This is a genomic window from Nostoc sp. (assembly GCF_036917135.1).
GTDB lineage: Bacteria > Cyanobacteriota > Cyanobacteriia > Cyanobacteriales > Nostocaceae > Nostoc.
Genome location: NZ_JBALEA010000013.1, coordinates 1 through 12,857 on the forward strand (window position 1 = coordinate 1; position 12,857 = coordinate 12,857).

The following is a 12,857-nucleotide window of genomic DNA, read 5'->3' on the forward strand; positions in this document are numbered from 1 at the left end:
CTTATAGTACTTTTGGCAGATTATTGATACATTTTTTGACATTGTTTGATATCTATATCTTAATAATTTGGCATAACAAGTACTGAAGAACCATAATTACAAAATTTTCAAAACTAAAAATATATCTTTAGACAAAAATAATCTAAAATAACTCAGTTGGTATTCGCAGTTACAGCAGTTGGGGATCAGTGGGTGTTAGGCTGGGCTAGTGTAATGTAAAATTGTGGCGTAAAGCTCCTCAGCAGTTATGGCTCAAATATTAGATCCTCTACCACCTGAGCAATCGGGAAAAATTCTCTGCTGCTACATTAATGCCACGAGCAAAATACAGGTAGCTCGCATCTGCAATATTCCCAACTGGTACTTTGAAAGGGTTGTTTTCCCTGGACAACGTTTAGTTTTTGAAGCTCCGAGGAAAGGTCAAGTGGAGATTCATACAGGGATGATGGCAAGTGCAATTTTATCCGATAACATTCCGTGCGATCGCCTGATGCTCGATGAACCCAGTACTTATGAGTTTGATACAGACTCATCAGATAGCAAAGACCCTATTAATACCAAACTAATGGTGCAGCAAATTAATACAAAAATCGGAGATACTACAAAACCCTTGCAAATCCTTGGTTTAGCATCGGTTGATTAAAAAAAACAATTTTACTAAATTTAAGGGTTGCTAATTTAGCAGCCCTTTTTGTTGATTATTTATTGGGTATTGGGTATTGTTATTTTCCCCCATTTTCCCCATCTCATCTACAATCATTCTTATGAATCTGCCTTCATTTCTTTGGTTGTGGAAAATGGCCGCCTGGTCAATGGGGTTGTCCCTGCTGGCATATCTGATGTTAGCAGTTACAGGCGTTTGGATGTTTCGGGCGAGAACTTCGCAACAATTCCCTTTTATTACCCCATTTATGGGTGGAAATAAAGGGGTGCGATCGCTCCACTACACAATGGGCATCAGTATGGTAACTTTAGTGCTACTACTGCTAGTCATTGGCATTGTTGGTACTTTGGGTCATTTTGGTTCCTTGGGACACTCATCACACCTAATCGCTGGCTTGATAGTGGTAGTATTGGTTTTGCTGTCTGCTTTCAGTGCCACGCAAATTAGTATCAAACGACCTTGGGCTAGACCATTACACATCGGCGTAAATATTATTTTGTTTCTCGGATTTGCCTGGGTATCCCTTACTGGTTGGATTGTAGTCCAAAAGTATTTACCTTAATTTCATTTAATGTATTCGTGTATTTAATGGTGATATTGTTAGCTAGAAGACTATTACACTAAAATTTACCCAATGTAATGATTGTCTCCAATGTCCATAGAAGTGGACAGATAACTGTGATTTAAGCTACTCTGTTGTCATCCTTGCAAACTAAGTATAAGTCAAATATTTCTTACTAAGTGTGTTTCTTAAATGATTTTTCGGAAACACAACTTATTAATTAACGTATAAAATTAACTATTAGTAGCAGTAAAATTACTATGAACGGTCAAACCTTGGACGGGCGTTACGAAATTGTTCAAGTCTTGGGCGGAGGCGCTTTTGGAAAAACCTTTTTGGCAAAAGACCTCAAGCGTCCAGGTCGTCCGCAATGTGTAGTTAAGCAATTGATCTACTCAAGTCCAGATCCTCAAGCCTTGGAAATTGCGCGGCGTTTATTTAAAAAAGAGGCAGAAACCTTAGAAAAACTAGGTCAACATAATCAAATTCCTATGCTCTTAGCGGAATTTGAGGAAAATCAAGAATTTTACTTGGTTCAAGAATATATTGATGGTTATCCCTTATTTCAGGAAATGATGCCTGGTCAACATTGGACAGAAAACCAAGTTATCGGGCTATTGACAGATATTTTACAAATTTTGGTATTTGTGCATGGGCAGGGTGTAATTCATCGGGATATTAAACCTGCTAATTTAATGAGACGCTTGTCTGATGGCAAGTTAGTTTTAATTGACTTTGGATCAGTTAAAGAAATCGCCGCTCAAATTCCTAATGCCCAATTCCCACCAACCATTGCTGTTGGCACTCCGGCATATATGCCGATGGAACAATTTCAGGGTTTTCCCCTATTTAATAGTGATATCTATGCCTTGGGAATGATTGCTATCCAAGCGCTTTTGGGTTTACAGGCGAATGATTTAACAAAACTACCACGTAATGACAGTTCTCATCCAGGTGAAGTCGTCTGGCCTAATAGACTAGAGGTGACTGATCCTTTAGGATTTGTAGTTAATAAAATGGTGCGACTTGACCCCCGTCAACGCTACCAGTCAGCCAGCGAAGTACTGAGTGATTTGAGTAAAATTGATCCAGGATATGAAGGTTCACCCTTAGGAACAACGCTTATTGATGAGCAAAGTAGTCAATCTCCAAAAGGCCAATCTCCAAAAGTCAAAGTGCCTATTGTTGTGGGAGGGATAGCGGCGGTGATTGCATTAGCAGGAGTAGGTTTTGCAGTATACAATCAGCTACCTCAGGTGAATTCACTCTCGTTTTATAACAAAGGGTTGGAAAAATATAACAAAAAAGATCAGTCAGGGGCGATTAAAGACTTCACTGACGCGATTAATATCAATCCTAACTATGCTGAAGCGTATTACGGAAGGGCAAATGCTCAATTTTACGCTGGAAACTATCAGCGTTCAGCAGAAGATGCAACTAAGGCGATTGAGATTAAAGGCGATTATGCCGAAGCTTACAGCCGTCGCTGTGCTGCCTATGTTTTAATACAGAAAAATTTTCAACAAGCAGAAAATGACTGCACCAAAGCACTAGATTTGAATCCAAAATATGCTGATGCCTACTTCCATCGAGGGAACGCCCGCCGGAATTTGAATAAGAAAGAGGGAGCGCTTGACGATTTTAGCAAGTTTATAGACTTGAATCTTGACGATCCGCAAGCTTACATTAATAGGGGTGTGCTTTACATTGAAAAGTTTCAAGACTACGACAAAGCGATCACAGATTATAACCAAGCGCTGAAACTAGCTGGCACAAAACCTCATATTACCGCCATTGCCTACGACGGTCGAGGTACTGCCCTTGCTTATCAAGAAAAATTACCTGCTGCACTTGAGGATTTTAACAAAGCGATTGAGGCCAAAGGAGATTTTGCCCAAGCCTACATTAACCGTGGTCGTGTCTATGCTGCAATTGATAAGAGGCAGGAAGCAATTCAGGATTTTCAGAAAGCTGACACACTTTGTAGTCAACAAGGACGCCCAGATTGCTCCAAGTTAGCACAGTCAAAGATAGAACAGCTTGAGCAATAAGCCGAAAAAATACAAATGTATAGGTTGGGTTTCCTTCCTCAACCCAACCTACAGATATTACAATTACCAAGCTGACTTTTCACGGCATCTGGAAAACCTCTCTTCTATTTCTCTCTTCCTTTAAGGAGAGATAAGGAGAGAGACTTTGAATTTTTCCCCTTCCCGTGTCGGGAAGAGGGGGTTAGGGGATTAGGCCAATCGTTAGCTTTTCCACATAACGTGAAAAGTCAGGATTACCAAGGGCTACCAATCATGGTAAAAGGTGCCCAGAAAAATGGATGTTTCAGAACTAACTGCTTTGCTTCAGCAGGACTCACACTAATGCTTGCTAGTGGGATACTCAAACCGCTATTGCCAATTATTAAGTTTTTGCCCTCTGAATCTATGTTTACTTTGCCCTGAATCATTGCCATCTGTGCTTGTCGGAGTGCTTGTGCTTTGACGGATTGAGTCTGCAACTGGCGGTGAAACTCAGTCATCAAGCCCAAAGTTCCTGTATCTGATACTTGCCATAAACTCGCTACAACTGACTTAACACCCATCTTTACAGCTGATCCTGCTAACCCCAACTGTGAGTTTTCATCACCATAAGCTGATTGACAGGCACTTAACACCAGTAATTCAACTTGTGGTCTATTCCATCCCAACTTCGTAACGTCATCTATTTTTAGCTTGCTGTTGTACAGTTGGATGTATGAATCAGGTTTTGCTTCAGGTTTTTCTCCAGGTTTAAAGACTGCATGGGTTGCCAAGTGAATGATTTCAAATGGCGTTGTAGAGCGTTCTGCCTGGAGACGCTGGAGGGTAAAATCCTGGTTAACGAGCGCTTCCCCTCGCCCTTGCCACACTTGCTTGACGATAGTTTCAGCCTCTATAGGGGCAGCAAGTAACTCCGTTACTGGGTTTTTATTGTCTGGTCCTGAATCAAATGTGTCAGACCCCATTGCTAAAACTCGTGAGTTTTTGATACTAGCGTACTGGGTACTGATCAGGCTGAAAGTGGGTATCATAGCGATACTATACTTCTCAACTAAAAACTGATCTTTATCGTCAACCAGGGCGGCTATGGGTAGCGATCGCAAACGTGCATCCAACATGACAAATAGCAAATTGTCAATGCCTTGTTTTTTTAACTCAGCTTCTAGAGGTGTAATTAGCCATTTATAAAGTTGTTTTGCTGATTTTTTGTAGCTGCTGCCTTTAGTTTTATCGAGATCGGGACGAGAATCAGGAGTTGGTTGAAGAGATACTTCTTGATAAAATTCGTCAGCTACTTTCTTAAGTTCTCCTCTAGTCACATTTGAGACTTGATGGCGGATGTATTTTCCATCTGGTGTTAAAAGGCGCAAAACCAATGGATCGCTATCTTTTAGTTGTTCCTTGGAAGTGGAATTATCAGCATTTAGTTTGTAGTCTTGGGGAGTAAACTCTACATAAATAAGTCCCGCTTTGGTATTTGTTTTTTGTTGAACTTGTTGGAGTTCGTCGCGGATTTCTCGAAGGTTTTTAATCTGACTTTGTGGCAGGTTTAGGGCTGCTTCAATCCGACGGGTTTCGCCTTGCTCTTTGTTGCCAATGTCGGATGCAGCTGTGAGATTAGTGTTATTTGCTGCCAGTTGAAAATTGAGAGTATTTTCATCCGGTCTCCCTGGTACTACCCGCCCTTGGGTAATAAGTTGAATCTTCCCTCTGGTCACGCTGTCGGGGAAGTATTCGGTAGGTAAAATGGTATTGCCGATGTTAGAGGTGATTGAACCAGCAGTGCCGTTGAGCTTGGTATTGTCTAAAAAACCGACAACAAACGGGATGAAGCTATCCCCTCCGTGATCGATGCTAATGGCACCACTACCTATTCCCCCAGATGTGGAGATGCTGGCAATTACACCATTGCGATCTGTGAAAGTGCCTAAAGCTTGAAAATAGCCTTTAGTCTGGATATTTACATTACCACCTGTGCCGTTAGTTCCACCTTGGGCATTGATTGATGTAACTTGAATATTACCTTGTGGATCTAGGCTAACTGAGCCACCATTGCCATTGCTGGAACTGGTATTGATGATTTTGCTAGTGATGCTAACACTAGCCTGAACTGTAACCGCACCCCCATTTCCAGAAACACTATCAGAGTTGATATTTTCAGTTGCGATCGCACCAGTTGAGCTATTCAAGAAAATATTACCGGAATTTCCTGCATTAGTTCGAGAAGAGACATTTGGTGTGCTGATGTTGCCAAGGGCATTGAGGGTGATATTGCCGCCATTGCCATTATTATCGTTATTGGAATTTAAATTACCAGTTGCGATCGCACCAGTTGTGCTATTAAGGCTAATATCTCCGCCTTGTGTTGAGATGCTGCCAGTAGTAATATTCTGATTTGCTAAAAGACTTATTGCGCCATTATCTATGCCTGTAATTGCCCCAGTTGCATTAATGGAACCTGCGCCAATGGGAGACTGAATGAACAGTGGGTCTTTGATAGTGACAGGATTATTAATGGTAATGGCACCAGTGCCATTAGAAAGTCCAACAGTGATGGAGTTAAACCCATTTAAGGCGTTTAGGTTTACTCCGCCACCGCTACCATCACCAAGAATAATATTTTGTGTTGGTGTTTGTGGCTGAAAGACTAAATTACCTGTACCAGTGACTACATTAGTTGCTAATGGCAATTTAATTGTATCGGCGTTCAAAGTGAGATTGTTGCTACCTGCTGCAAGGGTGTTGTTAAAGGCGATGGCACCAGTACCTGCATTAACCAATTTGCTACCAGTGCCAGTCAAAGTAACGGGACTATTAACGCTGATGTTGCCATTAGCAGTGGTGATGTTGCCAGGAATAATCGCATTAGCAGCGCTGATAATTGTCAGACTATTCAAAGGAGTTATACCACCAAGATTACCGCCAAAGCTGATATTGCCTGTACCAGCAGTGAGAGTTAAATCACTAGTCCCATCAACGCTGTTATTAAAGGTGATATTGCCGTTGTTTGCACTGACATTTGTGCTACCAGGACTCAAGGTGACAGGGCCAGTGAGGGTAATGTTGTTACCTGTGGTCAAGACACTATTCCCAAGATTAATACCACCATTAGCGGTAAAGTTAATTGCACCGCCAACTGCGCCAGTAGATGAGGCATCGATTTGTCGATTGCTAGTATCAATCGTCCCATTTGTGCCAGTCAGAGTGATATCACCACCCTTGCCATTACCCGTGGCAATCAGGTTGCCTGTAGAAATATCTCCAGTTGTGCTGTTGATGTTGATCTTACCTGCATTACCTGTGGTAGTAGAAGCATTAATATTTGCTGTAGTAACGTTGCCATTGTCGCTGGTGAGAGTAATATCACTGCCTTCTGTACTGATATTACGAGTATTAATATTCCCGTTGGCTAGCAGAGTTATCGAACCATTGCCAGTGCCAGTAATGTCCCCATCTGCCGTAATATTTCCCAATGGGGATTGAATTCTTACTGGGTCTTTGAAAGAGACTTGGTTGATATTAATCGCACCACTGCTATCAGTGCGACCGATGGTAATCTGACTAAATCCGTCTCCTAAAGCGTCTATATCTGTTGTGATCAGGTTTAGCTTTAAACTGTCTGAAACAAAGCCATCACCAATGTTGATATCGCGTCCAACTGTAGAGGGTCGAAGTACTAAATTACCTGTACCAGTAACTGAATTAGTTACTAATGGCAAGTTAATTTCATCAGCAGTCAAAGTCAAATTATTCGCACCTGCTGTTAGGCTATTGTTAAAGGCGATCGTACCAGTACCTGCACTAAATTCTTTGCTACCAGTGCCAGTCAAACTCACTGGACTATTGAAGGTAATATTGCCAATTGTATTGATGTTATCTGCAACAGTGGTGTTCCCAGGAGTAATGCCAGTGGTAATAGTAAGGTTATTCAACCCATTCACTAGACCGCCAAAGCCAATTATACCTGTATCACCAGTCACTGTTAATGATCTGGCTCCATTGATGGTGTTTCCATTGATGGCGTTTTTAAAGCTGATATTACCTGAGCGATTACTGGTAATGGTGGCATCTTGAGTCAGGTTAACTGCACCATCAAAGGTAATGTTATTACCTGTGGTGTTACTTGTGGTTGAGACATTACCGGGACTAATGCTATTTGCGGTAAAGCTAATCGCACCGCCATTACCGCCAGTAGATGAGGCATCGACTTGTCTATTGCTAGTATCAATCGTCCCTCTACCAGTCAGAGTGATATCACCACCTTTGCCATTACCCGTGGCAATCAAGTTGCCTGTAGAAATATTTCCAGTTGTGCTGTTGATGTTGATGTTACCTGCATTACCTGTGACAGCAGAAGCATCAATATTTGCCGTGGTGACGCTGCCATTAGCACTCAAAGAAATGTTGCCGCTATTGCCTGTGTCATTGGCATTAGAATCTAAAACACCACCTGTAGTATTAATCACACCATTTGTGCTGGTGAGATTAATATTACTGCCTTCTGTAGCGATGTTGGCAATGTTACGAGTCGTAATATTTTGGTTGGCTAGCAAAGTTATCGAAGCATTGCCAGTACCAGTAATGTCCCCATCTGCCGTAATACTTCCCGCCCCCGTTGGGGACTGAATTATCACTGGGTCTTTAAAGTTGACTGGGCTGTTGATATTAATCGCACCAGTGCTATCAGTACGACCGATGGTAATCAGACTAAAGCCGTCTGCTAAAGCGTCTATATCTGTTGTGGTCAGGTTTAGCTTTAAACTGTCTGGAACAAAGCCATCTCCAATGTTGATATCGCGTCCAACTGTAGAGGGTCGAAGTACTAAATTACCTGTACCAGTGACTGAATTAGTTACTAATGGCAAGTTAATTTCATCAGCAGTCAAAGTCAGATTATTCGCACCTGCTGTTAGGGTATTGTTAAAGGCGATCGCACCAGTACCTGCACTAAATTCTTTGCTACCAGTGCCAGTTAAACTCACTGGACTATTGAAGGTAATATTGCCAATTATATTGATGTTATCTGCAACACTGGTGTTCCCAGGAGTAATGCCAGTGGTAACAGTAAGGTTATTCAACCCATTCACTAGACCGCCAAAGCTAATTATACCTGTATCACCAGTCACGGTTAATGATCTGGCTCCATTGATGGCGTTTTTAAAGCTGATATTACCTGAGCGATTACTGGTAATGGTGGCATCTTGAGTCAGGTTAACTGCACCATCAAAGGTAATGTTATTACCTGTGGTGTTACCTGTGGTCTCACTTGTGGTTGAGACATTACCGGAACTAATGCTATTTGCGGTAAAGCTAATCGCACCGCCATTACCGTCACCAGATGAAGCATTGACTTGTCCAGCGCTGGTATTAATCGCTCCGGTTGCGCTGTTGATGTTGATCTTACCTGCATTGCCCGTGGTAGTAGATGCATCAATATTTGCCGTGCTGACATTGCCATTAGCACTTAAAGAAATGTTGCCGCTATTGCCTGTGTTATTGGCATTAGAATCTAAAACACCACCTGTGGTATCGATAGCACCATTTGTACTGGTGAGGGTAATATTATTACCTTCTGTGGTGATGCTTTGAGTAGTAATATTCTGGTTGGCTAGCAGAGTGATTAAGGCATTGCCTGTGCCAGTAATATTCCCAGTTGCGGTAATACTTCCAGTTCCCGTTGGCGATTGAATTGTTACTGGGTTTTTGAAGGTGACTGGGTTGACAATATTAATTGCACCACTGCCATTATTGCCACCGATGATAATTTGACTAAAGCCCTCTGTTAAAGCCTCGATATCCGTTTTCGTCAGGTCTAAAGTATTGGCAGTATCACCAATACCACCAATGTTGATATTTTGTCCAACTGTGAAGGGTTGAAGTATCAGTTGACCACTACCACTAATTGAATTGTCTCCTGACAGGAAGTTAATTTTATTAGCCCTGAAAGTGAGAACGTTGTCTGTGGTTGTGACCTTACCAGAACGGATGTTATTGGCTGCGGTGAAGCTAATTGCACCACCATTAACGCCAGTAGATGAAGCATTGACTTGTCCAGCGCTGGTATCAATCGCTCCATTTGTACCGCTAACAGAGATATTACCGCCCTGGGCAGCACCCGTAGCAATCAAGTCGCTTGTAGAAATATTTCCGTTTGTGCTGTTGATGTTGATATTACCTGCATTGCCTGTGGTAGTAGATGCATCAATATTTGCCGTGCTGACGTTGCCATTAGCACTCAAAGAAATGTTACCGCTATTGCCTGTGTTATTGGCATTGGAATCTAAAACACCACCTGTGGTATCGATAGCACCATTGGTACTGGTGAGGGTAATATTATTACCTTCTGTGGTGATGCTTTGAGTAGTAATATTCTGGTTGACTAGCAGAGTGATTAAGGCATTGCCTGTACCTGTAATATTCCCAGTTGCGGTAATACTTCCAGTTCCCGTTGGCGATTGAATTGTTACTGGGTCTTTGAAGGTGACTGGGTTGATAATATTAATTGCACCACTGCTATCAGTGCGACCAATGGTAATCTGACTAAAGCCGTCTTTTAAAGCGTTTATCTCTGTTGTGGTCAGGCCTAAAGTACTGGCATTGTCGTCAAGACCGCCAATGTTAATATTTTGTCCGGGCGTGAAGGGCTGAAGTACTAAATTACCTGTACCAGTGACTACATTAGCTACTAATGGCAACTCAATTTTATCAGCAGTCAAAGTCAGGTTATTAGCACCTGCTGTCAGGTTATTGTTAAAGGCGATCGCACCAGTGCCTGCACTGAATTCTTTGCTACCAGTGCCAGCCAGTGTGACAGAATCATCAAAGGTAATGTTGCCATTGCCAACATTCACAACTTGGCTACCAGTACCAGTAAAGTTGACAGGACTGTTAATGCTGATATTGCCATTATTAAAATTGATGTTCCCTGTAACCCTTGTGCTGGAAGCGTTGGTAACGTTGAGAGTCAGGTTATTAGCAGGTGCTGTGAGGTTATTGTTAAAGGCGATCGCACCAGTGCCTCCATTGAAGGTAGTATTCCCAGTCAGGTTGAGATTGCCATTGAATGTGAGGTTGTTATTGTTAGTAGCAATTGTTCCCTGAGTATTGATTTCACCACTGAGTGATTGAATTATCACTGGGTCATTGAAATTAGCACTCTTGAGTGCGATCGCACCACTGCCATTATTGCGACCGATGGTAATCTGATTAAAGCCGTTTGCCGAAGCGTTTTGTAAAGCGTTGATCTCTGTTGTGGTCAGGTCTAAAGTATTGGCGGTGTCAGCGCCGCCAATGTTAATATTTTGTCCAACTGTGAAGGGCTGAAGTACTAAATTACCTGTACCAGTGACTACATTAGTTCCTGCTGGCCAGTTAATTTCATCAGCAGTCAAAGTCAGGTTATTAGCACCTGCTGTCAGGTTATTATTAAAGGCGATCGTACCAGTGCCTGCATTGAAGGTAGCATTTCCAGTCAAGGTGACAGTGCTATTAAAGGTAATGTCGTCTGTGCTTGTAATGTTATTGGCAACATTAGTGTTTGCGGCGTTGGTTGTCAGACTAGTTAAAGGTGTTGTTCCACCAACTGCATTGCTAAAGGTAATGTTCCCTGTCCCCGCAGTTAAGATTAGAGGACTCCCGCCATTAACTGTGTTAGCAAAATTGATATTGCCTGCACCAGCGCCAGTGGTAATAGTAGTTGGAACACCATTAAGGATGACAGGTCCTGCGAAGGTGATGTTACCGCCACTGACAATACCCGAAGAATCTATGTTACCAGTAGTAATGGTTCCGCCTGCTGTGGTCAGGGAAATTATACCTCCATTACTCCCAGCACCAGTGGCTGAAGAATTTAAGTTCCCTGTGGTGATGTTACCTGTAAGCGATTGAGTTGATAAAGTTATGGGCCCACCTTTGAGAGTAGGTGTTGTAGCTGCTGTAGATGAGGTGTTGATATTCCCTACTTTAATACTCCCAACCGGCAATAAGGGAGTTGCTGGCGCTTGGAAGTTGGTCGTTGGCGACCCTTGAGATGAAGGAAAATTAATAGCAGTTACTGTAGGTAAACCAGCACTTAAAATCAACGCGCTACTGGTAGTCAATACAGATGAATCTGGGTCTCCTGTAAGAGAAGTATCTGGGCCATTAATCGTGATATTTCCACCCTGAATACCTCCTGTCGCCTCTACTTTCAGTGCTACCCCTGTGTAATTACCAAAGATGACATCTCCATTAGCCCTGATAATCGGATCGTAGAGACTGACAAAATTACCCGCACCACCCGACAAATTGCGAATCGAAAATTGCCCCCCACTAGCAAAGTGAGCATCACCAGAGACATTACCATCGCTGACTAAACTAAGATTTCCGCCACTGACAAAGGGTGTCTGGGGATGATTCAGCGCCAGAATATCAATATTTTGATTCCCCTGAATGTAAAGATTTCCCCCCGCTTGCGCCAAAAAGGGATTCGCTACACTGTCGCGCACGCGCACTGTATCTTTAGCGAGTAAGTTTAAATCCCCAGTTGTCTGAAGCTGACTCTCTGGCAAAGTCAAATTTTGGGCTGCTGATAGAGTTGCTGTCCCAGATGTCACGCTTTTTGCTACCACATCCCCAGGATTTACTTGGATGCCAGAAGCAGTGAGTTGTACCTGTCCGTTACTGTTGACTGTCAATCCACCTGCATTATTCAAACCAGTACCAGTCAATAGCTTAGGCAAAGTGGCAACGGAAATATTACCAGATGTACCCGCGTTGGCGGGAATTTCCAAACTCAGTAGGTTTCCTGGTTGGCTGATGCGTAATAAGTTCTCACCAGGCACAGAGGCGACGGTGATATTACCCCCTGGTGCTGATAGCTGTCCGGTGCTAACTACCGTCCCTGCTACTAAATTTAAATTATTGCCAGTACTTACACCCAAATTGCCAGTGTTGATAATGCTTCCGGGCTGAGAGGTGGTGAAATTAAAGGTGCTGGGTGTTCCCACCAATGTAGTGTAGTTGTTATTACCCAGAGCATTAAACCAACTATTGCCAATACCGATGCTGTTGGCAGTCGTGGCGGTGAAGTCGGCTGGTACGTTCAAGCTGGCGTTGGGGCCAAATATGATCCCAGCCGGATTCATCAAAAACAGGTTAGAATTCCCGCCTACGACTTGGATTAAACCGTTAATCAATGAAGGATCGCCGCCAATAACCCGTCCCAAAATATTTTGGATGTTTGGGTTTGACAAAAAATTGGCTATTTGGTTGGCATCAAGACCGAATTTTTGAAAGCTGTGGAAGAGATTCGCGCTATCTCCAGATAGAGTACCACCAGTAATATTTAGTTGGTTGCCGTTAGGAGTAACAATAGTATTTGTGCCATCAGCAGCAGGGGTTATGGACTGCGCTTTGACTGGAGCGATCGCAATTAGTCCTAAAATCACTAGTTGAGCGATCGCATTAATCAGTAATAATAAATTCTTTGGATTTAAAGACTTCATCACAATTCCTTTTATAAGATAGCAAAAAACCTCCCCCATAAGTTTCTATGGGGGGATTATTCAACATCAGAAAATTTGCCTCTAGGTACTGACTATTAGCAGGTGTTAACTAAATA

The 12,857-nt window shown here is 42.6% G+C and carries 4 protein-coding genes; 3 read left to right on the forward strand and 1 reads right to left on the reverse strand.

The annotated features are described in order from the left end of the window. The first annotated feature begins 247 nt into the window (after positions 1 to 247). From V7K50_RS03665 to V7K50_RS03675, 3 genes are all read left to right on the forward strand, one after another. Positions 248 to 643, forward strand: coding sequence for a DUF1830 domain-containing protein (locus tag V7K50_RS03665; protein WP_334957373.1), 396 nt, complete (start codon positions 248 to 250; stop codon positions 641 to 643). 121 nt (positions 644 to 764) lie between these two features. Next, positions 765 to 1,226, forward strand: coding sequence for a DUF4079 domain-containing protein (locus tag V7K50_RS03670; protein WP_334957375.1), 462 nt, complete (start codon positions 765 to 767; stop codon positions 1,224 to 1,226). A 260-nt stretch (positions 1,227 to 1,486) separates the two neighbouring features. Beyond that, positions 1,487 to 3,277, forward strand: a complete 1,791-nt coding sequence (locus V7K50_RS03675) for a serine/threonine-protein kinase (RefSeq protein WP_334957377.1) — start codon at positions 1,487 to 1,489, stop codon at positions 3,275 to 3,277. A 233-nt stretch (positions 3,278 to 3,510) separates the two neighbouring features. On the opposite strand, the gene V7K50_RS03680 is transcribed toward V7K50_RS03675, so the two are convergent. Beyond that, complete coding sequence (locus V7K50_RS03680; protein WP_334957379.1) at positions 3,511 to 12,741, reverse strand: CHAT domain-containing protein; 9,231 nt, start codon at positions 12,739 to 12,741, stop codon at positions 3,511 to 3,513. Between the last annotated feature and the right edge of the window lie 116 nt (positions 12,742 to 12,857).

Excerpts from the sequence above, each read along its gene's own strand:
- V7K50_RS03665 (WP_334957373.1), top strand. The coding sequence starts at position 248 with ATGGCTCAAATATTAGATCCTCTACCACCTGAGCAATCGGGAAAAATT.
- V7K50_RS03680 (WP_334957379.1), bottom strand. The coding sequence starts at position 12,741 with ATGAAGTCTTTAAATCCAAAGAATTTATTATTACTGATTAATGCGATC.
- V7K50_RS03675 (WP_334957377.1), top strand. The coding sequence starts at position 1,487 with ATGAACGGTCAAACCTTGGACGGGCGTTACGAAATTGTTCAAGTCTTG.
- V7K50_RS03670 (WP_334957375.1), top strand. The coding sequence starts at position 765 with ATGAATCTGCCTTCATTTCTTTGGTTGTGGAAAATGGCCGCCTGGTCA.